Source organism: Pseudomonas sp. DR 5-09 (assembly GCF_001655595.1).
Classification (GTDB): Bacteria; Pseudomonadota; Gammaproteobacteria; order Pseudomonadales; family Pseudomonadaceae; genus Aquipseudomonas; species Aquipseudomonas pharyngis.
On the sequence record NZ_CP011566.1, the window covers coordinates 4603399 to 4627602 of the forward strand.

19 protein-coding genes are annotated in these 24204 nt (G+C 61.5%); 7 read left to right on the forward strand and 12 right to left on the reverse strand.

Annotated elements, in window-relative coordinates; genetic code table 11:
* The 5 genes from PDR5_RS20565 to PDR5_RS20585 form a co-directional block, all read right to left on the reverse strand.
* Positions 1–1818, reverse strand: coding sequence for an ABC transporter ATP-binding protein (locus PDR5_RS20565; RefSeq protein WP_064598463.1), 1818 nt, complete (start codon positions 1816–1818; stop codon positions 1–3).
* Positions 1811–2413 (reverse strand): DsbA family protein, encoded by a 603-nt coding sequence (locus PDR5_RS20570; RefSeq protein ID WP_172829544.1) that lies wholly within the window; start codon positions 2411–2413, stop codon positions 1811–1813. Before PDR5_RS20570 ends, PDR5_RS20565 begins: the two co-directional genes overlap by 8 nt.
* Positions 2414–2448: 35 nt before the next feature.
* Positions 2449–3390 (reverse strand): oxygen-dependent tRNA uridine(34) hydroxylase TrhO, encoded by a 942-nt coding sequence (gene trhO / locus PDR5_RS20575; RefSeq protein WP_064383409.1) that lies wholly within the window; start codon positions 3388–3390, stop codon positions 2449–2451.
* A 117-nt stretch (positions 3391–3507) separates the two neighbouring features.
* On the reverse strand, positions 3508–3807 hold the full coding sequence (locus PDR5_RS20580; RefSeq protein WP_007950896.1) for a BolA family protein: 300 nt from the start codon (positions 3805–3807) through the stop codon (positions 3508–3510).
* Positions 3808–3819: 12 nt separating this feature from the next.
* Positions 3820–4338 (reverse strand): DUF2059 domain-containing protein, encoded by a 519-nt coding sequence (locus tag PDR5_RS20585; protein WP_007950895.1) that lies wholly within the window; start codon positions 4336–4338, stop codon positions 3820–3822.
* A gap of 193 nt (positions 4339–4531) precedes the next feature.
* On the opposite strand from PDR5_RS20585, the gene PDR5_RS20590 reads away from it, so the two are divergent.
* Positions 4532–5926, forward strand: a complete 1395-nt coding sequence (locus PDR5_RS20590; protein ID WP_064598467.1) for a class II fumarate hydratase — start codon at positions 4532–4534, stop codon at positions 5924–5926.
* Positions 5927–5962: 36 nt separating this feature from the next.
* Here the strand turns inward: PDR5_RS20590 and PDR5_RS20595 are convergent, their stop codons facing one another.
* On the reverse strand, positions 5963–6922 hold the full coding sequence (locus tag PDR5_RS20595; RefSeq protein ID WP_039770584.1) for a DMT family transporter: 960 nt from the start codon (positions 6920–6922) through the stop codon (positions 5963–5965).
* A 213-nt stretch (positions 6923–7135) separates the two neighbouring features.
* Here PDR5_RS20595 and PDR5_RS20600 point away from each other — a divergent pair, with 213 nt between their 5' ends.
* Positions 7136–7330, forward strand: a complete 195-nt coding sequence (locus PDR5_RS20600) for a DUF6316 family protein (RefSeq protein ID WP_064598468.1) — start codon at positions 7136–7138, stop codon at positions 7328–7330.
* Between the two features lie 137 nt (positions 7331–7467).
* Here the strand turns inward: PDR5_RS20600 and PDR5_RS20605 are convergent, their stop codons facing one another.
* On the reverse strand, positions 7468–8652 hold the full coding sequence (locus PDR5_RS20605; protein WP_064598470.1) for a thiolase family protein: 1185 nt from the start codon (positions 8650–8652) through the stop codon (positions 7468–7470).
* A 101-nt stretch (positions 8653–8753) separates the two neighbouring features.
* Complete coding sequence (gene pap / locus PDR5_RS20610; protein WP_064598472.1) at positions 8754–10268, reverse strand: polyphosphate:AMP phosphotransferase; 1515 nt, start codon at positions 10266–10268, stop codon at positions 8754–8756.
* Between the two features lie 172 nt (positions 10269–10440).
* Between pap and mnmC the strand changes: the two genes are divergently transcribed.
* Positions 10441–12420: a bifunctional tRNA (5-methylaminomethyl-2-thiouridine)(34)-methyltransferase MnmD/FAD-dependent 5-carboxymethylaminomethyl-2-thiouridine(34) oxidoreductase MnmC gene (gene mnmC / locus PDR5_RS20615; protein ID WP_064598475.1), complete on the forward strand. Its 1980-nt coding sequence runs from the start codon at positions 10441–10443 to the stop codon at positions 12418–12420.
* An 18-nt stretch (positions 12421–12438) separates the two neighbouring features.
* Here mnmC and PDR5_RS20620 read toward each other — a convergent pair whose 3' ends face one another.
* Complete coding sequence (locus tag PDR5_RS20620; RefSeq protein WP_064598477.1) at positions 12439–17265, reverse strand: NEL-type E3 ubiquitin ligase domain-containing protein; 4827 nt, start codon at positions 17263–17265, stop codon at positions 12439–12441.
* Between the two features lie 296 nt (positions 17266–17561).
* Between PDR5_RS20620 and PDR5_RS20625 the strand changes: the two genes are divergently transcribed.
* The 4 genes from PDR5_RS20625 to PDR5_RS20640 all read left to right on the forward strand — a co-directional run bounded on the left by PDR5_RS20625 (position 17562) and on the right by PDR5_RS20640 (position 22622).
* The gene (locus PDR5_RS20625; RefSeq protein ID WP_064598478.1) at positions 17562–19334 is read left to right on the forward strand and encodes an N-acetylglutaminylglutamine amidotransferase; all 1773 of its coding nucleotides are present in this window, start codon (positions 17562–17564) and stop codon (positions 19332–19334) included.
* 3 nt (positions 19335–19337) lie between these two features.
* A complete protein-coding gene (gene ngg, locus PDR5_RS20630) occupies positions 19338–21083 on the forward strand; it encodes an N-acetylglutaminylglutamine synthetase (RefSeq protein WP_064598480.1) in 1746 nt (581 codons plus the stop codon).
* A 61-nt stretch (positions 21084–21144) separates the two neighbouring features.
* Positions 21145–22335 carry an osmoprotectant NAGGN system M42 family peptidase gene (locus PDR5_RS20635; protein ID WP_007950879.1) on the forward strand — a complete coding sequence of 397 codons (1191 nt, stop codon included), beginning with the start codon at positions 21145–21147 and terminating at the stop codon, positions 22333–22335.
* A gap of 59 nt (positions 22336–22394) precedes the next feature.
* Positions 22395–22622: a YheU family protein gene (locus tag PDR5_RS20640; protein WP_003192759.1), complete on the forward strand. Its 228-nt coding sequence runs from the start codon at positions 22395–22397 to the stop codon at positions 22620–22622.
* 6 nt (positions 22623–22628) lie between these two features.
* Here PDR5_RS20640 and csrA read toward each other — a convergent pair whose 3' ends face one another.
* The 3 genes from csrA to PDR5_RS20655 form a co-directional block, all read right to left on the reverse strand.
* Entirely contained in the window at positions 22629–22814 is a 186-nt protein-coding gene (gene csrA, locus PDR5_RS20645) for a carbon storage regulator CsrA (protein WP_007950875.1), read from the reverse strand.
* 138 nt (positions 22815–22952) lie between these two features.
* Positions 22953–23285 carry a YnfA family protein gene (locus PDR5_RS20650; RefSeq protein WP_007950874.1) on the reverse strand — a complete coding sequence of 111 codons (333 nt, stop codon included), beginning with the start codon at positions 23283–23285 and terminating at the stop codon, positions 22953–22955.
* A 64-nt stretch (positions 23286–23349) separates the two neighbouring features.
* Positions 23350–24165 carry an SDR family oxidoreductase gene (locus PDR5_RS20655; protein ID WP_064598482.1) on the reverse strand — a complete coding sequence of 272 codons (816 nt, stop codon included), beginning with the start codon at positions 24163–24165 and terminating at the stop codon, positions 23350–23352.
* Positions 24166–24204 lie beyond the last annotated feature (39 nt).

Sequence of the window (24204 nt, forward strand, 5' to 3'; positions counted from 1 at the left end):
CTACAGTCGCTGCAAATGCCCATACAGCTTGGCGTACAACCCACCATCGGCAATCAGTTGCTGATGGTCGCCATCCTCGGCTACCTGCCCGCCGTCGAACACCAGCACCCGGTCTGCCTGCTTCACTGCTGACAGGCGGTGGGCGATGATCAGCGTGGTGCGGCCATGGAGAAAACGCGCCATGGCCTGGTGCAGGTTGTATTCGGTGGCGGCGTCGAGGGCTGACGTCGCCTCGTCGAGGATTACCACTTTCGGCTCGGCGAGGATCATCCGCGCGATGGCCAGCCGTTGCCGCTGACCACCGGACAGGCGCACGCCGGAGCGGCCGACGATGCTGTCCAGGCCGTCCGGCAAGGCGCGGATGGTGGGTTCGAGCTGGGCAACTTCCAGCGCCTGCCAGCAGGCTTCGTCGCTGCGTGTGCGGCCCATGGTCAAATTGGCGCGTACGGTGTCGTTGAACAGCGCCGGATGCTGCAGCACCACCGCGACGTTCTCCCGAACCGTTTCCAGGCCGATTTCCTGCTGGGTCGATCCACCGAAACGAATTGTCCCGGCCAGTGGTGTGTACAGGCCCAGGAGCAATTGCACGAGGGTACTCTTGCCTCCGCCGCTGGCGCCGACAATCGCCACTTTCTCGCCCGGCGCGATGGACAGGTTCAACTGATCCAGCACCAGTTCGTCACCGTAACCGAAGCTCAAACCCTGCACCTGAATCCCTACGGTATCGCGGCCCTTGAACGGATCGACGCCGCCGGGGTATTGCGGTTCGTCGGCGCGGGCCAGCAGTTCGTTGATCCGCGACAGCGCACCGCCCGCCGCGTAATAGGCGTATTGCAGGTTCAGCAGCTGCTCGACCGGGCCGATCATGAACCACAGGTAGCTGAACACCGCGAGCATCTGACCGATCGACAAGTCGGAGAACAACACCGTCAACATGGCCGCTGCGCGGAAGATGTCGATACCGAACTGGAACAGCAGGCCACTGGCGCGGTTCGAAGCGTCAGTCTTCCACTGCGAATTGACCGCGTAGTTGCGCACTTCCTGCGCGCGCAATCCAAGGCGCCCAAGGAAGAAGCCCTGCCGGTTGCCAGCGCGCACTTCCTGGATCGCATCGAGGGTTTCGCTCAGCGCCTGAGTGAAGCGCGAGGTACTGTCGTTCTCCAGTTTCTTCAGATGCTTGACCCGTTTGCCCAACTGCACCGTGGCGTAGATCACCAGCGGGTTGAACAGCAGGATCAGCAGCGCCAGTTTCCAGTGCATCCACATCAGGATGCTGGCGGTGCCGACCAGGGTCAGCATCGCCACCAGAAAACGGCTGAGGGTTTCGCCGACAAACTTGTCGAGGGTGTCTAGGTCGGTGACCAGGTGCGTGGTAACGGTGCCGCTGCCCAGGCTTTCGTATTCGCCGAGGGAGATCCGTTTGAGTCGTTCAATCAAACGCACGCGAATGCGATAAACGATGTCCTTGGCCAGCCGCGCAAACAATCGCGCCTGCAACACGCCAAAACACAGGGCGCTGCAGCGCAGGGTCAGCGTCACCACCAGCATCAGGCCGATGTAGCCCGCCGCCTGCTGCCACATCGAGGGCAGCACATGGTTCATGACTTTCAATGCGGCATCGCCGTGGCCGAGCAGGACTTCGTCCACCAGCAACGGCAGCAGCAACGGAATCGGCACGCTGCACAGCGTCGCCAGTACGGCCACGCCGTTGGCAATCCACAGGGATTTTTTGTGATGAAGTGCCAGTCGCCGGACTTCAGCCCAGCTCAGCCGGTCGACACGCTTGACGGCTGGCGTGTCATCGGCCGGGTCAGACACAGGCCGCGCGCTCCAGCCATCGGCCGAGCAACGGTGACAGTTCACTGAGCGGCTGGTAGCCGTTGGTCAGCAACGCCAGTTGGCCGTTGCGCTCGGCGAGCAGGGTCGGGAATCCGGCGATGCCCAGATCCTGAACCCAACTGAAATCGGCCTGGGTCGCCTTGTGCTGATCGGCATGATCAAACAGGGCAGCAAACTCAATGCGCGGGACGCCGGCCTTCTCGGCCAGCTCCACCAGAACGCTGGCTTGAGTGACATCGCGACCTTCGGCGTAAAACGCGTGCTGGATCAACCCGACCAGTTTCCACGCGCAATCCGGCGCCAGGCTGCGCGCGGTGACGATGGCCCGGCAGGCAGGCTCGGTGTCGTAGACAAAACCGTCCGGCAATGCGCCTTCAAATTTGAACGGCTGGCCGGTGGCCTCGGTGACCGCCTGCCAGTGTTCAAGAATATAGCGCCGAGTGGTCGGCTCCAGCGCCGCACCGCTGCCGGTGCGTAACCCGCCGACCACCAGGTGCAATTCCACCCCGGCTGCCTGCGCCTGCTCCACCAATGCCTTGGCGACCGGGGCAAATCCCCAGCACCACGAACACATCGGATCCATCACATAGAGCAGGCGTGCAGACATGATTAAGCCTCGGTGGATGCTTGCTTATAGTTGTAGCCGATCGGGTGCGGCATGTTGCGCGCTTTTGCCAGTTCGATCTGTTTCTGGCGGTCGATGGCGCTGCGACGGGTCTTCTCACTCAGGGAGTTCCAGCAGTGCGGGCAACTGATGCCGGCCACGTAATGCTCGGAAGCGCGATCTTCAACGCTGACCGGGGTGCGGCAGGCGTGGCACTGATCGTAGTCGCCTTCGCTCAGGTCATGGCGCACGGTCACGCGGTTGTCGAAGACGAAGCAGTCGCCCTGCCATTTAGTTTCTTCCTGCGGCACCTCTTCGAGGTACTTCAGGATCCCGCCCTTGAGGTGGTAAACCTCTTCGAAGCCTTCGCCGAGCATGTAGCTCGACGCTTTCTCGCAGCGAATGCCACCGGTGCAGAACATCGCGACCTTCTTGTGCACGGCCGGATCGAAGTGTTCTTTGATGTAGTCGGGGAATTCGCGAAAACTGGTGGTTTTCGGATCGATGGCGCCTTCGAAGGTGCCGATCGAGACTTCGTAATCGTTGCGGGTGTCGATCAGCAGCACTTCCGGGTCGCTGATCAGCGCATTCCAGTCCTTGGGCTCGACGTAGGTGCCGACCTTCTTGTTCGGGTCGACGCCTTCGACACCCAGGGTCACGATCTCTTTCTTGAGCTTGACCTTGGTGCGATAGAACGGCTGCTCGTCGCAGTACGATTCCTTGTGATCGATATCGACCATGCGCGGATCGTTGCGCAGCCAGGCCAGCAGGCCGTCGATGCCTTCACGGCTGCCGGAAACCGTGCCGTTGATGCCTTCTTCGGCGATCAGCAGGGTGCCTTTGATGCCGTTGTCGACCATCGCTTGCAGCAGAGGCTCGCGCAGGTTGACGTAATCTTCGAGGGTGACGAACTTGTACAGTGCCGCCACGACAATCGGTTGTGTCATGGGTATTTCTCCAGGTGGCTACCCTCGTAAAGGGTGAACCGGATGCGAAAAAAAACGCGCCGGGTCAGCGGCGCGTTGCGGATTCTAGCAAAAAACCTCAGTTCATTGCTGCAAGGCTCAATGCTTGCTGCCGCCGGCACAGGTCGGCGACGCCGGAGCGACGCCTGTCTCTGCCCATTCCTGCGGGGTGTAGGTGTGCAGCGCCAACGCATGGAACTCGCCCATCAGCTCGCCGAGCGTGCCGTAGACTTTCTGGTGGCGCTTGACCCGGTTCAGGCCTTCGAACTGCGCACTGACCACCACTGCCTTGAAGTGGGTCTGCAACCCGCGACTGTGCATGTGGCTTTCGTCCAGCACTTGCAGATGCTCAGGCTGAAGCAGCGCCAGCGTCGATTCGATGCGTTGTTGCATGGTCATCACGAACTCCGCTTACTTCTTCTTGGCCGGAGCGGCGCCTTTCGGTGCCAGCTCGTTGGTCATGTCGTCCAGCAGCTTGTTGACCACCGGTACGGCGCTTTCCAGCTTGGCCTGGGTCATCTGGGCCGATTGCTGGGTCAGCTGCGGCATTTTCTCCAGGACTTTCTTGCCCAGTGGCGACTGGTAGAACGCAACCAGGTCTTTCAGCTCGGATTCGCTGAAGTTGCTGGTGTAGAGCTTGACCATGTCCGGTTTCAGCTTGTTCCAGCCAATGGCCTGATCCAGAGCAGCGTTGGCCTTGGCCTGGTAGGTATCCAGTACGGCTTTCTTGGATTCCGGCGCCTTGGTCTGTTCAAAACGCTGGGCGAACATCTGCTGAACCTGCATGTACACCGGAGTGCCCAGCTTGTCAGCGTGTGCCAGGGTCAGGAAAGCTTCGGCACTGGCGTTGTGGCTGGCGGTATCGGCAAGCACCTGGCCGCTGGCGCAGACCAGGGCAACCGCGGTACAGATGGCACGAAGACGAGTCATCGAGTTTCCTTTTCAGCTAGGCGAGGTAAAACCCCAAGGGCGACCATTCTGCGCCTGAATAACGCTGCGGCTCAACCCCCGGCCCTTGCCGCGCTTGATTGGCGGGGATTTGCCGGTCAACAATCGACCGGATGGAACCACCCGGGCCGACACCGGCCTAAACTGCGCAAACAGACCAACAGGAGTGTGCACGATGAGCCGTATCGAAACCGACAGCCTGGGCCAGATCGAGGTCCCGGACGACGCTTACTGGGGCGCTCAGACGCAACGCTCGCTGATCAACTTCGCCATCGGTCAGGAACGCATGCCATTGCCGGTACTGCACGCCCTGGCCCTGATCAAGAAAGCCGCGGCCCGGGTCAACGACCGCAACGGCGACCTGCCTGCCGACATCGCCCGCCTGATCGAACAGGCCGCCGACGAAGTGCTCGACGGCCAGCACGACGACCAGTTTCCGCTGGTGGTCTGGCAGACCGGCAGCGGCACGCAAAGCAACATGAACGCCAACGAAGTGATCGCCGGCCGCGCCAACGAACTGGCCGGCAACCCACGCGGCGGCAAGACGCCGGTGCACCCCAACGATCACGTCAACCGCTCGCAGAGCTCCAACGACTGCTTCCCCACGGCCATGAGCATCGCCACCGCGCAAGCGGTGCAGGGCCAACTGCTGCCGGCCATCGCCGAGCTGTCGGGCGGTCTGGCCGAGCTGTCGGCGCGGCACATGAAACTGGTCAAGACCGGCCGCACCCACATGATGGACGCCACGCCGATCACCTTCGGCCAGGAGCTCTCCGGCTTCATAGCGCAGCTGGATTACGCCGAACGGGCGATTCGCGCGGCGTTGCCGGCGGTCTGCGAACTGGCGCAGGGCGGCACTGCCGTCGGCACCGGACTCAACTCGCCCCACGGATTCGGCGAAGCGATTGCCGCTGAACTGGCGGCGTTGTCCGGCCTGCCGTTCGTCACCGCACCAAACAAATTCGCCGCCCTCGCCGGCCATGAGCCACTGACCACGCTGTCCGGTGCCCTGAAAACCCTCGCCGTGGCGCTGATGAAAATCGCCAACGACCTGCGCCTGCTGGGTTCCGGCCCACGCGCCGGTTTTGCCGAAGTGCGCCTGCCGGCCAACGAACCAGGCAGTTCGATCATGCCCGGCAAGGTCAACCCGACCCAGTGCGAGGCGTTGTCGATGCTGGCTTGTCAGGTGCTGGGCAACGACGTGGCGATCGGCATCGCCGCCAGCCAGGGTCACCTGCAACTGAACGTGTTCAAACCGGTGATCATCCACAACCTGCTGCAATCGATCCGCCTGCTGGCCGATGGTTGCAGCAACTTCCAGCAGCACTGCATTGCCGGCCTTGAGCCGGATGCCGAAGTCATGGCGAACCATCTGGAACGTGGCCTGATGCTGGTGACGGCGCTGAACCCGCACATCGGCTACGACAAGTCGGCGGAAATCGCCAAGAAGGCTTACAGCGAAGGCAAGACCCTGCGCGAAGCGGCGCTGGAGCTGGGCTATCTGACCGATGAGGAGTTCGATGCCTGGGTGCGGCCGGAGAACATGATCGAGGCCGGTGCCAAGGGCTGAGTCAACCCGATCCTTCCCGTGCCCGGCATGGGAAGGTCATCCGACCAACAGTTTCGCCCGCCGGGCCTTGAGCCCGGCAATCAGCGAAGGCCCCAGCGCTACCAGTGCCGACCCCAGCACCACCAGCACCGCCCCGCCATACCCCAGCAGATTGATTTGCTCGGCATGCACATACTCGGGCCACACCCCCGCCGCCACGGCCACCGCACCGAACGTCACCAACGGCGTGATCGCCAGCGTCGCGCTGACCCGCGAAGCTTCCCAATGCGCCAGCGCCTCGGCAAATGCGCCGTAGGCGATCAGCGTGTTCATGCAGCACGCCAGCAGCAGCCAGCCCTGCAACGGATTCAGCGACAGGGCTTCGAGCGGATGCACCCACGGCGTCAGCAACAAGGCGCAGAACAGGTAGATCACCATCATCACCTGTAAAGAATTCCACACCGTCAGCAATTGCTTCTGGCCCAGCGCATAGAAAGTCCAGACAGTCGATGCCAGCAGCACCAGCAACACACCGGCGGTGTAATCAGATAAAGAGGTGAGCAATTCCGCCAGACGCTGATTGAAGAACAACGCAAAACCGATCAACAGCACCGCCAGGCCAATGCCCTGACCGATGCTGAAGCGTTCCTTGAACACAAACAGACTGGCGATCAGCAACATGATCGGCCCCATCTGCACCACCAGTTGCGCAGTACCGGGGCTGAGCAGGTTCAGGCCCATGAGGTACAGCACGTAGTTGCCCACCAGCCCGAGCACCGCCATCAGCACCAGCCAGCCGCCCTTCGGCCCGAGCACCTTGCGGCTCGGCAAGCGTTTGGTCGCGGCCAGATAAATGAACAGACAGCCGCCGGACACCAGCAGGCGAAACCAGGTCACCGTGACCGGGTCCATTACCACCAGCACCTGCTTGAGCTTGATCGGCAGGATTCCCCAGAGAAACGCCGTCAATAACGCCAGGAACATGCCGTACACCCAACGACCCGATGAAACGTGCATGAGAACCCCAAGCGCCAGAGACAGGAGCGCTCATTCTAGGCGCACGGACCGGCCCTACACAGGGACAGTTGCGTTTCAGCCGCAAATGAAACTGTGCAGGTCGCAGCAGAAAATTGACGCTGGGCCGTTGATCGGCTGGCCGGGCGGGATAAGTGGTTCAGGCATAAGCTCATTGGATCCAGCCCGGGACATCATTCACCAAGGAGACCCGTCATGTTAGGCATGCGCGCCCAGGACACCGCCCCCGCCACGCACTTTCGCAGCGACCGCGTGTGTCGGGTCAACGGTGAACTGTATTTCAGCACCCGGGAAAACACCCTCGAAGGGCCGTTCGACAGCCACGAGAAAGCCGAGCAGGAAATAAAGGCCTACATCGCGCGGATGCAGTTGCTGGATTCCGGCAGATAAGCCGTGCTGAACCCAATCGCGGGCAAGCCCTCTCCCCCCAGGTTCCAGGTTGGCCACTGAATTGTGAGCACACTGGAACACTGTGGGAGCGGGCTTGCCCGCGATTACGATTTGCCGGTCAACGCATCGTTCAAGGCCTAGCGCACAGCCTCAAACAACCCGGTCGCCCCCATCCCCCCGCCCACGCACATGGTCACGATCCCGTAGCGCAGATTGCGCCGCTGCAACTCGCGCACCAGATGCCCGACCTGCCGTGACCCGGTCATGCCGAACGGGTGGCCGATGGAAATCGAGCCGCCGTTGACGTTGTACTTCTCGTTGTCGATTTCCAGACGATCACGGGCGTACAGGCACTGCGAGGCAAACGCTTCGTTCAATTCCCACAGATCGATATCCGCCACCTGCAGGCCCTTGGCCTTGAGCAGCTTTGGCACCGAAAACACCGGGCCGATGCCCATTTCGTCCGGCTCGCACCCGGCCACGGTGAACCCACGGAAAAACGCCTTCGGCTTGAGCCCCAGTTGCAGGGCTTTTTCCAGGCTCATCACCAGCGTCATCGAGGCGCCGTCTGACAACTGCGACGAGTTGCCGGCGGTCACCGAACCGTCCTCGGCGAACACCGGTTTCAACCCGGCAAGGCTTTCATAGGTGGTGTCCGGACGATTGCAGTCATCGCGGTCGACGATGCCGTCGAGGATCTGCACTTCACCGCTGTTCTTGTCTTCAACCCGGTACTTCACCGTCATCGGCACGATTTCATCGTTGAACAGCCCTGCTGCCTGCGCCTGAGCGGTGCGGATCTGACTTTGCAGCGAGTAGCGATCCTGCGCCTCGCGGCTGACGCCATAACGGCGCGCCACCACTTCCGCGGTCTGGCCCATGGTGTAGTAGATGCCCGGCGTCTGCTGCTTGAGCAACGGATTGATCAGGTGATCGGTGTTGACACTCTTCAGGGTCAGGCTGATCGACTCGACGCCGCCGGCGACGATGATGTCGCTGCAACCCGACGCGATCTGGTTGGCGGCAATCGCAATCGCCTGCAACCCCGAAGAACAGAAACGGTTGAGGGTCATGCCGGCGGTGCCGGTGCCCAATTGCGAGAGCACCGCCACGTTGCGGCCGATGTTGTAGCCCTGGGCGCCCTCGTTGGAGCCGGCGCCGACGATGCAATCCTCGACGCTGGCCGGGTCGATGTCGTTGCGCGAGAGCAACGCATTGACGCAATGGGCCGCCATGTCATCGGGACGGGTCTGGTTGAACTTGCCACGAAAGGACTTGGCCAGGCCGGTCCGTACGCTGTCGACGATCACCACTTCACGCATGGCATACCTCATTGTTGCAGTCGGTTGAGAGTGGACCGAGCATAAGTCCCCCCATCGCCGACAGCGACAATCATTCACCTCGCGTATGCGGGCCCATCGGTTCAGTCCTTGTGCTTTTTGGCTCGCTTGTCGGACTTCTCGAAAGCGTCTTCCAGCGCCCGGTTGATCGTGCGCAACACCTTGACCCGGGCCCAGCGCTTGTCATTGGCCTCGACCAGGGTCCACGGCGCGATTTCGGTGCTGGTGCGGTCGACCATGTCGCCCACGGCGGCACGATAGGCGTCCCACTTGTCACGGTTGCGCCAGTCGTCTTCGGTGATCTTGAAGCGCTTGAACGGGATTTCTTCGCGCTCCTGGAAGCGCTCCATCTGCGTGTCCTTGTCGATCGCCAGCCAGAACTTGACCACGATCACCCCGGCGTCGGCCAGTTGCTCCTCAAAATCATTGATCTCGCCATAAGCGCGCATCCAGTCGGCAGTGCTGCAAAAGCCCTCGACCCGCTCCACCAGCACCCGGCCGTACCACGAGCGGTCGAACACCGTGAATTTGCCCCGCGCCGGAATGTGCCGCCAGAACCGCCACAGATACGGCTGCGCCCGTTCCTCTTCGGTCGGCGCGGCAATCGGCACGATGCTGTATTGGCGCGGATCGAGTGCCGCCGCCACTCGACGAATCGAACCGCCCTTGCCCGCGGCATCGTTGCCTTCGAACACCGCCACCAGCGCATGCCGGCGCATGCGTTTGTCACGCATCAAACCCGACAGCCGCGCCTGCTCGGTAATCAATTGTTCTTCGTAGTCTTTCTTGTCCAGACGCTGGGTCAGATCGAGGCTGTCGAGCAGGTTCAACTGGTCGACGGAAGTCCCCAGCGGTGCAGCGTTGACCTCATGGGGATGCACATCGGGACGCTTCAAGGCATTTTGCAGGCCTTCGAGCAGGATCTTGCCGACCGTCAGGCTGCGGTAGTGCGGGTCGACACCCTCGATGACATGCCACGGCGCGTAATCGCGACTGGTGCGGCGCAACACGCGTTCGCCGTATTTGACGAACTTGTCGTAGGTCTGCGATTGCTGCCAGTCCAGCGGGCTGATGCGCCAGCTGTGCAGCGGGTCGTCGGCCAACGCCTTGAGCCGCGCCTTCATCTGTTTCTTGGACAGGTGGAACCAGAACTTGAAGATCAGCGCGCCTTCATCGCAGAACATCTTTTCCATGCGCTCGGCGCCGGCAATCGCCTGATCCAGTCGCGGATCCTTGAACAAACCATGCACCCGGCCCTGCAGCATCTGGCTGTACCAGTTGCCGAAGAAAATCCCCATCCGCCCCTTGGCCGGCAGCATCCGCCAGTAGCGCCAGGCCGGTGGCCGCGCCAGCTCTTCATCGGTCTGCTGGTCGAAAGTGCGCACTTCGATCAGGCGCGGATCCATCCACTCGTTGAGCAACTTGACCGTCTCGCCCTTGCCGGCGCCTTCGATGCCGTTGATCAAAATGATCACCGGGAAACGCTTCTGCTGCTGCAACTCGAACTGGGCTTCGAGCAAGGCTTCACGCAGGGCGGGCACGGCGGCTTCGTAGGTGTCTTTGTCGATGGCGTGACCGATTTCAGCGGATTCGAACATGGGACGGCTCCTTCCAGGATTCAGCAAGACTAGCGGATTGGGCTCTGACGCGGCACAGAAATTCCCGCCGGCGGCGGATTGTCCTTGAGTGATCGTCGGCAAGGCTTGCCATGGATCAAGCGCCGCCTGCGTGATCGGCTAGAATGGCCGCCTTGCCGTTGCCGAGCCTGCCATGAAACCTGTAATGCCCCACGCCCAACTCGACTGGGATGACCAGGGACGCCCGCGTTCGCGAGTGTTCGACGATGTGTATTTTTCCGACCAGTCGGGGCTGGATGAAACCCGCTACGTGTTCCTCGAACAGAACCGTTTGGCCGAGCGCTTCGCCGCACTGCCGGCGGGTGGGCGACTGGTGATCGGTGAAACCGGCTTCGGCACCGGGCTTAATTTTCTCTGTGCCTGGCAGTTGTTCGAACAGCACGCGGTGCCCGGTGCGCGGCTGCATTTCGTCAGTGTCGAGAAATTTCCGTTGAGCCCTGCCGACCTGCAGCGGGCGCTGGCGTTGTGGCCCGACTTGAAGCAATTCGCCGATCAGTTGCTCAAGCATTACGTGGCAATCCATCAGGGTTTCCAGCGCATTGTTCTGGATAACGGTCGCGTGACCCTGACGCTGCTGATCGGCGATGCGCTGGAGCAATTGCCGCAATTGGACGGGCAGATCGACGCATGGTTTCTCGACGGTTTCGCCCCCGCGAAAAACCCGGAGATGTGGACCGCCGAACTGTTCGCCGAACTGGCGCGACTGGCGGCGCCCGGCTCGACCATCAGCACGTTCACCAGCACCGGTTGGGTTCGACGCCTGCTCAACGCCGCCGGTTTCAAGATGAAGCGCACGCCGGGCATCGGCCACAAATGGGAGATCCTGCGCGGCGAATTTCTCGGCTGGCCGCAGGACGTTCCTTTACCCGTGGCGGACAAACCGTGGTTCGCCCGCCCGGCGCCTTTCAATGGAGAGCGTCGTGCGCTGGTGATCGGTGCCGGCCTGGCCGGCTGTGCCACGGCGGCCAGCCTCGCGGCAAGGGGCTGGCAGGTCAGTCTGCTGGAACGACATGACGCGGTGGCGCAGGAAGCCTCGGGCAATCCGCAAGGCGTGCTGTACCTGAAACTGTCCGCCCACGGCACCGCACTGTCGCAGTTGATCGTCAGCGGTTTCGGCTACACCCGACGTTTGCTGGAAACCCTGCAACGCGGCACCGACTGGGATGACTGCGGCGTGCTGCAACTGGCGTTCAATGAAAAGGAACGCGAGCGTCAGGCGCAACTGGCGGCCGCGTTTCCCGAAGACCTTCTGCAATGGCTCGATCAACCCGAAGCGCAGGCCCGTGCCGGGATCGGTCTGGCCCATGGCGGTTTGTATTATCCCGAGGGCGGCTGGGTGCATCCGCCGGCGTTGTGTCAGGCGCAATCGACACAACCGGGCGTCACGCTGCTGCCCCATCAGGAAGCCGTGGAGTTGCGCAAGGTCGACGGTCAGTGGCAAGCCTTCGACGGTGAACGGTTGATCGCAACAGCGCCTGTCGTGGTGCTGGCCGGCGCCGCCGACATCAAGCGTTTCCCCCAGAGCGCCGACCTGCCCCTCAAGCGCATTCGCGGGCAGATCACCCGCCTCGCGCACACCACGCAAAGCCATGCGCTGACCAGCGTCGTGTGCGCCGAAGGTTACGTCGCACCGGCACGCCTGGGCGAGCACACCCTCGGCGCCAGTTTCGATTTCAACAGCGACGACCTGACCCCGACCACCGCCGAACATCTGGGCAATCTGGCGATGCTCGAAGAGATCTCCACCGATCTGGTCGCGCGCCTGCACGTCAGCGAGCTCGACGCCGAAAGTCTTCAGGGCCGGGCAGCCTTCCGTTGCACCAGCCCCGATTACCTGCCGATCGTCGGCCCGCTCGCCGATCGCGAAGCCTTCACCGAGGCCTATCGCGCCTTGAGCAAGGATGCCCGGCAAGTGCCGGACATTGCCTGCCCATGGCTGGACGGTCTGTACGTCAACAGTGGCCACGGTTCCCGGGGGCTGATCACCGCGCCACTGTCCGGTGAACTGCTGGCAGCCTGGCTGGACAACGAACCGCTGCCCCTGCCCAGAGGTGTCGCAGAGGCGTGTCATCCGAACCGGTTTGCCTTGCGGTGGCTGATCCGGGGCAAATGAGCGAATCCGGGATTGGAATCAACCACCGGGCAACAGGCAGATATTGCCCTCGACCAGTCGTAGCACTTGCTCGGTCAACCGCTCGAGCAAAGCGCTTTCCGTCTGTTCCTGCCGGGCGGCACACAGGTTCATTTCGCTGAGATAGTCGGCCGAGCTGAGTTCTTCGGCTTTCTCGAACAACGCCAGGGCTTCTTCCTGGTGAGGCGCGCGCGCATCGTCGAACTGTTGGGCAAAACTGCTTTTCATGTATTCGTTCCACCAAGGCTGGCGAACCAGAAACGCCAGCCACTCGGGAGACAATTCGGCAGTCTGGATTCGATTGATAGCCTCCACCAGATCCGCCCCTGTCACCTCCGCGAGTGAGGCGTAATGCATGTGCGAAGGTTGCCCGGGCAATTCGAGTGCCTGCGCCAGACCGGAGCGGTAGGCAAGGGTCACTTCCAGCGGGTCAGGTGCCGCATGGACCTGCGCGTGTTCCGCGGCGATCCGGTCAATCTGCTCCAGCCGAAACAGTCCTCTCGCCAGCCTCATCAACGCCTTCGTCGAAGGGCGTTGCCCCCTGGGACCACGGGTCACATGGTGGACGTGCACTGCAACTTCCAGGTGGCTGAAGTTCAACGCCGCGTTGTCCGTGCAATTGATCGGGTTGGCCGCCAGATCGAAAATCTGCTCCCGCAATTCGGCATCGGCCTGCGTAGCATCCAGAACCGTCCAGACCCGCCGGTGCATATCCTCGCGCACGTTGGCGGACTCGGCAGAATTGCCCAGCTCCGCCAGCAGTGCGAACAGGCCTTCGGCCCTTGGGTCATCCTTGAGTGCGTTCCACATCTGCAGATGCCGGGAGCCCTCGCTTCCTCCCGTCTCGGTCAGCCAGATCGAACGTGCCTGGTTTTCGTCCAGTCGCGCGATATCGTTATCCAGGTAACCCATGCCGACGCCGACCGTCGTGCGGTAGTTTTCAAGGTAAGTTCTGCTGACATCGGAAATCGGGTTACGCCGCAAATTGATCGCTTCACTGAAGCGCCTGGACGTTTCAAAAAGCCAGGCAGGCAGATCACGGATTTCGTTATCCCGCAGATCCACCCGATCCAGATTGGGTAGAAACTGCAAGCCTTTTGGCAGCTCCGTGGCGCGGGTATTGCGCAAGGAGAGGTAAGTCAGATCGAACAGGTTGCGGACATCCACCGTGGCGCCGAGGGGGTTCCCGCTCAGATTCAGACTTTGCAAGGTGCGCAACCCGGCCAGCTTCGCCAGGGCGTGCTCGGTCAGTTGAAGCCGATTGCCGGCCAGGCTCAGCCGCCTGAGGTTCGGCATATGCGAAATGATCTCGGGCAACCGGGTGATCTGATTGCGATCCAGTTCAAGGGACTCGACGTTCGTGAACGCTTTGAGGAAATAAGCGGCATCGTCGTCCAGCAACATGTCTTGCAGAGACAATTGCCTGACATGATCAAACGTCAAACCGACCGGCAAGGTCGGAAACTTGCCGAAGCGCATGCCATCGAGCTTCAAACCATAGACGAGACGCCCGGCGTCATCGGGCAGGGAGATCAAACGGCGAAAACAGTCTTCGATTTCGAACGCAACGATTTGCCGGCATTCGCGAATTTCGTTCAGATCACCGCCCAGGACCTTCATGGCTGCTTCATCTCGGACCCAGGTGTCCATCACATCCCGCAGTCGGCCCAGATCCTTTCGCAACTGCCGAACCCGGATCGCCCTGGTCAGATGGTCGCTGCCCAACTGGTCAAGAAACTCATTGGCTTGAACGTCAGAAAACAAGGGATAGAGCTTTTTCACCTGCCGCAATAAACGACGCGAATGAGTGTTCGACCCTGCGGGAGAGTCGGCAGGCGTGCACACGGGCTCGGCGGTCGCCGCTTGCCACTGACCGCCTGCCAACACCCGGGCGCATGCCTCACGTTCATCCAGAGCGCTCTCCAACAGTTTGCCGCGCAGGCGCCCGCCATTTTCCGGCGTCGGTTGCACAAATCCGATGGCCTTGCGCTGCTGCGCTGAAAGACCTTTGAGAATCGCCTGATAGAGATCTTCCGGCCCGGCCGCGATCCTGCCGAGTGACTTCCTGTCGCTGCCAAACACCTCGTAACCATTGTCGAGTCTGACCAGCGTGCATGAACTCGACGTAACCAGCGGTTTTTCGCCCAGCGTTTCCAGGAGCTGACCGCTCAAGGATTTCGCCCGCAGTTCAAGATAGAACTCGGGATCCCAGCCTGCGAGACGGGGTAGCAACCGGATCGCCAGTTTCCTTGTATCGGCATTGGCGATGTCGGCCAGGTAAAAACCTGCCAATGCCCGATCCACTCGCCCATCGCTCAAAGCCTGACGCGCCCGTTGTGCCAACCCCATGGGCACCCGCCCGGTGCTGCGCAGGCGCATCCGTTCAATGCTCGGCGTCCGTTTGAGCAGCTCCCGGGCGGAGAGCACCGGCAAATCGGGAAAGGCCCTGCGCAACTTGAGCAATTCTCCGGCAACGTCTTGATCGTATCGGCTGTAGAGATGGTCGAAAGTTGACCTTCGATCGGCCTTGATCGCCGCCCCGATCACTTTCGCCAACTGCTGACTGGTGTCGGCCGGGGCCACGTCAGCCCCCACCAAGGCCTCCACTTCTTTGGGAGGCAGAACATCGACGACCGCTTGCAGCAACTCGCCCTTCTCCAGTTGCGCATGCTTCACAATGACGCTCACGGTATCGTCGTCGATCGATCCGGGCGGGTAGGTCGCGGTGATCCGCCCTTGTTCATCCACGACTTTGATGTAGCGATCGGCCGGCCAGTTCGCAAGCCGGGGTAAAGCATGCAGCTGTTCGTTGACGTAACGCGGATCGCTCGCCTCGCCACGCTCCATGGCAGCGATGTATTCGCGCACTCTGCGCTCGATTCCAAAACGTTCGATCATGTCCAGCAAGCGGGAAGGCAGCGGCCGGTTGTCGTCGCTCAGGCGATGCAGCTCATCGATCCGGGTGTCGGTCAACCGACGTGCCATCTCCAGACGACTGTCTTCCCAGCCCTCAAGACTAGGATCAGTGCGTTTGAGCGTGTACGCTCCGCTCCATCGCTCGGTCTGTTCGAAGTCATGACGCCAGCCTCCGCGATCATTGCGCTTCAATACCGGCTGATAAGCCTGTGCACGCACAGGGTGTTGGACTTCCCAGGTATTGGATGCAGGCTCCAGCGCTACCTCGTAAGCCCGATTGTCGAAATGGGCAAACTGCTTGCCGTTCGCCCGGAACAAGCCTGCAGTATCAGGTTCGGCACCTGTCGGAAGCGGCTGTTCATAACCGAGTAGCTGCGGTTTCCACAATCGAGGCTGACCGTCACGGTCCAATATGGCCGTGAACGGCTGGAAGAAATCCGGATGCTTGCGCACCGTTTTGACGACCAGCGTTTTCAGCCCCTTGATACCGGCCCCCACGCTGACCATCAGCACTACGCTTTCAGCAACGCTGAGCAGGTGCGAAAACGCCTCCTCACGATCTCCCCGCGACCAGTCCTCAACGCCCTCATAAACTTCCGCAAGCATTTGCCCCACGGCAACCCCCATCATCAGTTGCCCTACGACCGGCACGAAAATCCCGGCCACATTGGCGACCGTCAGACCAATTTCCAGATATTCGAGCAGGCGCTTCTTGCGCGCCTCTTCATCCACATCGGCAGTCGGTACGGCGAGCGCGCGGGCATCGATCTGCAGTTTGCCGATATGGCTCTGGTGCATGAAGTCGAGCAACGACACGGTTATCGGCAAATATTTGGCACGACCCAGGCTGCGAGCGTCCGCGAAGTTTTTGAAGAAATCCGCCTTGTCCACCTCGCCGATGCAATGAGTGAAGTAGCTCCTGTAACTGGCCGTCCCCAATTGGTATTCCAGGTACACGAGAAACGCCGAGAAACTCGCATACTCGTACAACGGTTGAGAGGGCGAGCCGGGCATGTAAACCAGGCACCATTGATCCGGCTCCGACTCGACCGAGCGCTCGGAAAACACCACGATGCCCCAGATGCAACAATCGAACAGTTCGATGCCTTGCATGAGCAGCGGCCGGCCCTGGTAATTCAGGCTTTTGGCATCAGCGATACCACCGGCCTCGAGCAGGCGCTCCAGGCTGTCGTATGCGCCCTGGCTGATGTGTGCATTCAACAGTGCCAGATGCAGATCCAGTCGCATCAACTGTTTTTTCAGGTCGATGATGTTGCGGATCATGGAACCGGTGGCAACCGGTTTGCCATCAACCTGGGTGATACCGAATACCTCTTGAAAATGCTGTTGGTATTTCTGCCCCAGATCGAGCTCGCGACAGAGTCCGGCGAACGCGGTGGGTGTCAGGCCCGCAATCCCTGCAGGATGGCCAGAGATGCGCACGACACTGCCAGCGGGGAAAAAATCGTCCTGTGCCTCCCGCTCCGTGAAGTTTTGCATCGCCGCTTCCAGAAGCGTCGGCGTTGCCGGCGGCGTGACCGGCGATCCTCCGCCGGGCGGGGTGACGGGCTCGCAACCACAGTACTCCCCAGGCAGCTCCAGATAGTCTTTTTCGACATCGAACTGCACTGGCCAGCGAGCTTTCAGGGCGCTGGTCAACAGCGCGGCGCAAAAGCTGTTCAAAGGTTGCAAGCGGCCAAGATCGGCTTCGACCTTCGCCTGAGCGGCGTGTAACTCACGCGCGGTCTGGTCCAGCGCGGCGAGTGCAGAGCTGGAACCTTTCAGAAGGCTGGGGGGCAGGATTTTCTGCAAGGCCTGGGCAGTATCCAGATCGCCGGTGGCTTCCAGCAAAAAAACCAGTATCTGTTCCTGGGTCAGCGGTGTCGCAGTATCCGACTGCGTATTCGACATGGGCAATATTCCTTTATCGCACTTTGGAACCATTACCTTAACGATCCTGCCTGCGTAAAAAAAACACGAAAAACTACGTGATCAGGCCGGCAAACAAGCAAACATCCGCATGTTTTCACTATTTATCTACTACCCATAAACCCAAGCGGAAAGCTAAAGGCCCATCGGTCAGGCCAATGCACTTATAACTGATCGTTCTAAAACTCCCACATCCCAGCCGGGTCAGTTTCTGAGTACCGGCCATTTCGGCGCGGTGCAGTGACACCTTCCCCAACGGAAAAACCGGTAAGGACCTTATGTGCGGATTAGCTGGCGAGTTACGTTTTGATCAACAACCTGCAGACCTTGCAGCCATCGAGCGAATCACCCATCACCTGGCGCCTCGCGGCCCCGACGCGTGGGGTTTTCATGCCCAGGGGCCGATTGCCCTGGGCCATCGACGCCTGAAAATCATGGACCTGTCGGACGGCTCGGCGCAGCCGATGATCGACAGCCAATTGGGCCTGTCCCTGGCCTTCAACGGCGCGATCTACAACTTCCCTGAATTGCGTGCCGAACTCGAAGCGCTCGGTTATGCGTTCTACTCCGGCGGCGACACCGAGGTGCTGCTCAAGGGTTATCACGCCTGGGGCGAAGCGCTGCTGCCGAAACTCAATGGCATGTTCGCCTTCGCCATCTGGGAGCGTGATGCCCAACGCCTGTTCATCGCCCGCGACCGTCTCGGCGTCAAGCCGCTGTACCTGTCGCGCACCGGCCAGCGCCTGCGATTTGCCTCGGCCCTGCCGGCCTTGCTCAAGGGCGGTGACATCAACCCGATCCTCGATCCGGTGGCGCTCAACCATTACCTGAATTTCCACGCCGTGGTACCTGCGCCGCGCACCTTGCTGTCCGGTATCGAAAAGCTGCCGCCAGCCAGCTGGATGCGCATTGAAGCAGACGGCACCACCGAGCAGAAAATCTGGTGGACCCTGCCCTACGGACCACACGACGACGAAAAAAACCTGACCCTGGAAGACTGGCGTGACCGCGTGCTCGACAGCACCCGCGAAGCCGTGGCGATCCGCCAACGGGCAGCGGTGGATGTCGGCGTGCTGCTTTCCGGCGGTGTCGATTCGAGCATGCTGGTGGGCCTGTTGCGCGAAGTCGGCGTGGAGAACCTGTCGACCTTTTCCATCGGTTTTCAGGATGCCGGGGGCGAGCGCGGTGACGAGTTTCAGTACTCAGACCTGATCGCCAAGCACTACGGCACCCAGCACCATCAACTGCGCATCGACGAAAAAGAGATCATCGAGCAATTGCCCGCCGCGTTCCGCGCCATGAGCGAGCCGATGGTCAGCCACGATTGCATCGCCTTCTATCTGCTGTCCCGCGAAGTGGCCAAGCACTGCAAGGTTGTGCAAAGCGGCCAGGGAGCCGACGAGTTGTTCGCCGGTTATCACTGGTATCCGCAAGTCGACGGCGCGGCCGATCCGTATGCGGCTTATCGCGAAGCGTTTTTCGACCGCAGCTACGACGACTACGCCGCCACGGTGCAGCCGAAATGGCTGACGGCCAATGACGCCGCCGGCGACTTCGTGAAGGAACATTTCGCACAGCCCGGCGCCGATGCGGCGGTCGATAAGGCTCTGCGCCTGGACAGCACGGTGATGCTGGTGGACGACCCGGTCAAACGCGTCGACAACATGACCATGGCCTGGGGCCTGGAGGCGCGCACGCCGTTTCTCGACTATCGACTGGTGGAATTGTCGGCCCGCGTTCCGGGTAAATTCAAACTCCCGGACGGCGGCAAGCAGGTGTTGAAAGAAGCCGCGCGACTGGTCATCCCGAGTGAAGTGATTGACCGCAAGAAAGGTTACTTCCCGGTGCCGGGACTCAAGCATTTGCAGGGCGACACTCTGAACTGGGTGCGTGAACTGCTGCTCGACCCGAGTCAGGATCGCGGCCTGTTCAACCCGGTGATGCTCGACAAGCTACTCACTGATCCACAAGGTCAACTCACGCCTCTGCGCGGTTCCAAACTGTGGCAACTGGCAGCCCTGAACCTGTGGCTCAGCGAACAAGGAATCTGATCGATGAAACCTCACGCCACGGCTTACAGCCAACGCCTGCTGCGCGGTCAGACGCCGTCCTACGAACGCTTGCAGGCGCGCCTGGCCGAAGATGGCAGCGAGCCTGCCGCCGAACCGATCGCGGTGCATTGCGGCTGGGGCCGATTGCTCATCGGTCACACCTTCCCCGATCCGGCAAGCCTTGCCCGGGAACTGCTCAACGAGCAGACGGGCGAGCGCGACATTGCTTTGTACGTTGCCGCGCCGCAGCAGATTCTCGGGCTGGAACCGACTCAATTGTTTCTCGACCCGTCCGATACCCTGCGCTTGTGGTTCAGCGATTATCGTCAGGCCACCCGCGTGTTTCGCGGCTTCCGCATCCGTCGTGCGCAAAGTGACGCGGACTGGCAGGGGATCAATCAGCTGTATCAGGCGCGCGGCATGCTGCCGATCGACGCCACCCTGCTCACCCCGCACCATCAGGGCGGCCCGGTGTACTGGCTGGCGGAAGACGACGACAGCGGCGCGGTGATCGGCAGCGTCATGGGCCTCAATCACCAGAAGGCTTACAACGACCCGGAAAACGGCAGCAGCCTGTGGTGCCTGGCGGTCGATCCGCAGTGTTCGCGCCCCGGGGTCGGCGAAGTGCTGGTGCGTCATCTGATCGAACACTTTATGAGCCGGGGTTTGAGCTATCTTGATCTGTCGGTGCTGCACGATAACCGCCAGGCGAAAAACCTCTACGCCAAACTCGGTTTTCGCAACCTGCCGACGTTCGCCATCAAACGCAAGAACGGCATCAATCAGCCGCTGTTTCTCGGCCCTGGGCCAGAGGCGCAGTTCAACCCTTACGCGCGGATCATCGTCGAGGAAGCCCATCGACGCGGCATCGACGTGCAAGTGGATGACGCCGATGCCGGGCTGTTCACCCTCAGTCACGGCGGGCGCCGGGTGCGTTGCCGCGAATCACTGAGCGACCTGACCAGCGCCATCAGCATGAACCTGTGCCAGGACAAGAGCCTGACCCACAAAGTGTTGAAAGCCGCCGGGTTGAATGTGCCGTCGCAGCAGCTGGCAGGAAACGCGGACGACAATCTGGCGTTCCTCGATGAACACCAGCGAGTGGTGGTCAAACCGCTGGATGGCGAACAGGGCCAAGGCGTGGCGGTGGATCTGCAGACCATCGAGGAAGTGCAGCAGGCCATCGAAGCGGCCAGACAGTTCGACACTCGCGTATTGCTCGAAAGCTTCCATGAAGGCTTCGACCTGCGGATTCTGGTGATCGGTTTCGAGGTGGTTGCAGCGGCGATCCGCCGGCCGGCGGAAGTGGTCGGCGACGGCCATCATTCCATCGGCGCCCTGATCGAAGCCCAGAGTCGGCGCCGGCAAGCGGCGACCAGCGGGGAAAGCAAGATTCCGCTGGATCACGAAACCCAGCGCACCCTGCACGCAGCCGGTTACGACTACAGCAGCATCCTGCCGGCCGGTGAGCATCTGTTCGTACGGCGCACGGCGAATCTGCACACTGGCGGCACGCTGGAAGACGTCACGGCGATTCTGCATCCGACCTTGGCCGAGGCCGCCGTGCGTGCGGCCCGCGCCCTGGAAATACCCATGGTCGGACTCGACCTGATGGTGCCGGCGGCGGATCAACCACAGTACGTGTTCATCGAAGCCAACGAGCGGGCAGGTCTTGCCAACCATGAGCCGCAACCGACGGCGGAGCGGTTTGTCGATCTGTTGTTTCCGCACAGTCAACCGGCCGTTTGATCTCTCTTCAGCGTCATTCCCGCGTTCAACGCGCGAATGACGCCCCGCAACAGGAGTTTCCATGACCACCCAAATTCCCGAACCGGATCTGAACTACCTGCAGAAAGTCCTGCTGGAAATGCTCGCGATTCCCAGTCCCACCGGGTTTACCGACACGATCGTGCGTTACGTCGCCGAGCGTCTGGAAGAACTTGGCATTCCCTTCGAGATGACCCGTCGCGGCACGATCCGCGCCACCCTCAAGGGCAAGAAAAACAGCCCCGACCGTGCGGTCTCGGCGCACCTGGACACCATCGGTGCCGCCGTGCGCGCGGTGAAAGACAACGGGCGTCTGACCTTGGCGCCGGTGGGCTGCTGGTCGAGCCGGTTCGCCGAGGGCAGCCGCGTCAGCCTGTTCACCGACAACGGTGTGATTCGCGGCAGCGTGTTGCCATTGATGGCTTCCGGGCATGCCTTCAACACGGCCGTGGACGAGATGCCGATCAGTTGGGATCACGTCGAGCTGCGTCTGGACGCCTACTGCGCGACCCGCGCCGATTGTGATTCGCTGGGCATCAGCGTTGGCGATGTGGTGGCCTTCGATCCTTTGCCCGAGTTCACCGAAAGCGGCCACATCAGCGCCCGCCATCTGGACGACAAGGCCGGTGTCGCCGCGCTGCTGGCAGCGTTGAAAGCCATCGTCGACAGCGGCCAGGAGCTGATGATCGACTGCCATCCGCTGTTCACCATCACCGAGGAAACCGGCAGCGGCGCGGCGGCAGCCTTGCCGTGGGACGTCAGCGAATTCGTCGGCATCGACATCGCCCCGGTCGCGCCGGGCCAGCACTCCAGTGAACATGCGGTGAGCGTAGCGATGCAGGATTCCGGCGGGCCGTACGACTATCACCTGTCGCGGCACCTGTTGCGTCTTGCCGGCGAGCACGAACTGCCGGTGCGCCGCGACCTGTTCCGCTATTACTTCAGCGATGCCCATTCGGCAGTGACTGCCGGCCACGACATCCGCACCGCCCTGCTTGCCTTCGGCTGCGACGCAACCCACGGCTACGAACGCACGCACATCGACAGCCTTGCGGCGCTCAGTCGCTTGTTGGGGGCGTACATTCTGAGTCCGCCGGTGTTCGCCAGCGATGCGCAACCGGCCACCGGGTCTCTGGATCGCTTCAGTCATCAGATCGAGCACGAGACGCAGATGGAGAGCGACACCCGTGTGCCGTCGGTGGACAGCCTGGTGGGGCAGCGTTCGGACAGTTGAGTCTGGCCCTCGGCGATCATTCGCCGTAGCATCCCGACATTGATTTAGCCGAGGTGCCCATGCTGATTCCCTACGACGCGCTCGAAGTCGACACCCTCACCCGCCTGATCGAGGATTTCGTCACCCGCGACGGTACCGACAACGGTGACGACACGCCGCTGGAAACCCGCGTATTGCGGGTTCGCCAAGCGCTGACCAAAGGCCAGGCGTTGATTGTTTTCGATCCGGAAAGCGAGCAATGCCAGTTGATGCTCAAGCACGACGTGCCCAAGCACCTGTTCGACTGAAAACGGTCAGCGGCCCTTGCCGCTGGCCTGTTTGCGCTGGATCCGTTCGTAGACCTCGGCGCGATGCACGCCGACCTGCTCCGGCGCTTCGACGCCGAACCGCACGCTGGAGCCGTTGACCGCCAGAACGCGCAAAGTGATGTTGTCGCCGATGGAAATCAGTTCCCCGACAACACGGCTGAGTACAAGCATGGGAGGTGTCCTTCAAGGTTTGCGAGCCTTGAAGATGCGCGGCTTTCGAGCGCCCTACAATGCATGCCGGGCAATTCAGTCATTCCCTACGCGCCAAGGCGCGCAAGCCTTCAGACGTTTCCTTCAGGCCTGCAAGATTCAGCTCGCGGAAAACCGCGGCCCGAACAGGATCACACTGGCCCCGATCACACACAGCGCCACACCGATCCAGTCCGATCCCAACGGGCGGATGCGCTCGACCACCGCCAGCCAGCCAATCGAAGCAATGATGTAGATGCCGCCATAAGCGGCGTAGGCGCGACCGGCGTAGGTCGCTTCGACGCGCGTCAACAGCAGCGCAAAGAGAGTCAGACTGATCAGTGCCGGGATCACCCACAAGGCGCTCTTGCCCTGGCGCAACCACATCCAGAACGCGAAACAGCCGGCGATTTCGAACAGCGCGGCGAGAAAAAACCACAGATAGTTGAGCATGCAAGACATCTCGTCAGGGTGACTGTTGCGGCCACCCTAACGATGCGACGAACCCCGGGCAAGTTCAGCCGTTGTTCTGTTTGGCCTTGGCGCGCATCTTCTCGGCCATCGCGGTCATTTCGTTGTACAGCAATTGCGGGTTTTTCTGTTTGAGCGCCCAGGCCATGCGCCCTTGTTCGTGGGGCAGGATCATGAACTCGCCGGCCGCGACTTGCTGGTAGATGTAGTCCGCAATGTCGCTGGCGGTGATCGGCGAACTTTCCAGCAACTTGCCGACCTGGGCTTTCATCGCCGGCGTCGGGCCCCGGAAAGAGTCCAGCAGGTTGGTCTGGAAGAACGACGGGCAGACCACATGCACACCGATTTCCTGCTGGGCCAGTTCGATCAACAGGCTTTCCGACAGGGCCACCACTCCGGCCTTGGCCACGTTGTAGTTGCTCATCGCCGGGCCCTGCATCAGCGCGGCCATCGAGGCGATGTTGATGATCTTGCCCTTGCTCTGCTCCAGCAGCGGCAGGAATGCCTTGCAGCCCTTGACCACGCCCATCAGGTTGATCGCGATCTGCCAGTCCCAGTCCTCCAGCGACAACTCGCTGAAGAACCCGCCCGACGCCACACCGGCGTTGTTGACGATGATGTCGATGCCGCCAAGTTTCACTTCGCAGGCCTGGGCGAACGCCGTCAGCTGGCTGTAATCGCGCACGTCGCAGCGCTGGATGAAGCCGTCGCCGCCGGCCTCGCGGACCAGTTTCAGGGTCTCTTGCAAACCGGGCTCGCTGACGTCGGACAAGGCCAGTTGCCAGCCTTCACGCGCCCAGCGCAGCGCGATTTCGCGACCCAGGCCAGAGCCCGCGCCAGTGATCATCATGCGATTTTGCATAGCAGACAGCCTTGTTGTTCCGGGGAAGATGCGCGGAGT

Coding starts and splice junctions, on each gene's coding strand:
- PDR5_RS20635 (WP_007950879.1), top strand. CDS start 21,145: ATGACCACCCAAATTCCCGAACCGGATCTGAACTACCTGCAGAAAGTC.
- PDR5_RS20620 (WP_064598477.1), bottom strand. CDS start 17,265: ATGTCGAATACGCAGTCGGATACTGCGACACCGCTGACCCAGGAACAG.
- PDR5_RS20580 (WP_007950896.1), bottom strand. CDS start 3,807: ATGACCATGCAACAACGCATCGAATCGACGCTGGCGCTGCTTCAGCCT.
- PDR5_RS20640 (WP_003192759.1), top strand. CDS start 22,395: ATGCTGATTCCCTACGACGCGCTCGAAGTCGACACCCTCACCCGCCTG.
- pap (WP_064598472.1), bottom strand. CDS start 10,268: ATGTTCGAATCCGCTGAAATCGGTCACGCCATCGACAAAGACACCTAC.
- ngg (WP_064598480.1), top strand. CDS start 19,338: ATGAAACCTCACGCCACGGCTTACAGCCAACGCCTGCTGCGCGGTCAG.
- PDR5_RS20625 (WP_064598478.1), top strand. CDS start 17,562: ATGTGCGGATTAGCTGGCGAGTTACGTTTTGATCAACAACCTGCAGAC.
- PDR5_RS20605 (WP_064598470.1), bottom strand. CDS start 8,652: ATGCGTGAAGTGGTGATCGTCGACAGCGTACGGACCGGCCTGGCCAAG.
- mnmC (WP_064598475.1), top strand. CDS start 10,441: ATGAAACCTGTAATGCCCCACGCCCAACTCGACTGGGATGACCAGGGA.
- PDR5_RS20595 (WP_039770584.1), bottom strand. CDS start 6,922: ATGCACGTTTCATCGGGTCGTTGGGTGTACGGCATGTTCCTGGCGTTA.
- PDR5_RS20650 (WP_007950874.1), bottom strand. CDS start 23,285: ATGCTCAACTATCTGTGGTTTTTTCTCGCCGCGCTGTTCGAAATCGCC.
- csrA (WP_007950875.1), bottom strand. CDS start 22,814: ATGCTTGTACTCAGCCGTGTTGTCGGGGAACTGATTTCCATCGGCGAC.
- PDR5_RS20585 (WP_007950895.1), bottom strand. CDS start 4,338: ATGACTCGTCTTCGTGCCATCTGTACCGCGGTTGCCCTGGTCTGCGCC.
- PDR5_RS20570 (WP_172829544.1), bottom strand. CDS start 2,413: ATGTGTTCGTGGTGCTGGGGATTTGCCCCGGTCGCCAAGGCATTGGTG.
- PDR5_RS20590 (WP_064598467.1), top strand. CDS start 4,532: ATGAGCCGTATCGAAACCGACAGCCTGGGCCAGATCGAGGTCCCGGAC.
- PDR5_RS20600 (WP_064598468.1), top strand. CDS start 7,136: ATGTTAGGCATGCGCGCCCAGGACACCGCCCCCGCCACGCACTTTCGC.
- PDR5_RS20655 (WP_064598482.1), bottom strand. CDS start 24,165: ATGCAAAATCGCATGATGATCACTGGCGCGGGCTCTGGCCTGGGTCGC.
- trhO (WP_064383409.1), bottom strand. CDS start 3,390: ATGACACAACCGATTGTCGTGGCGGCACTGTACAAGTTCGTCACCCTC.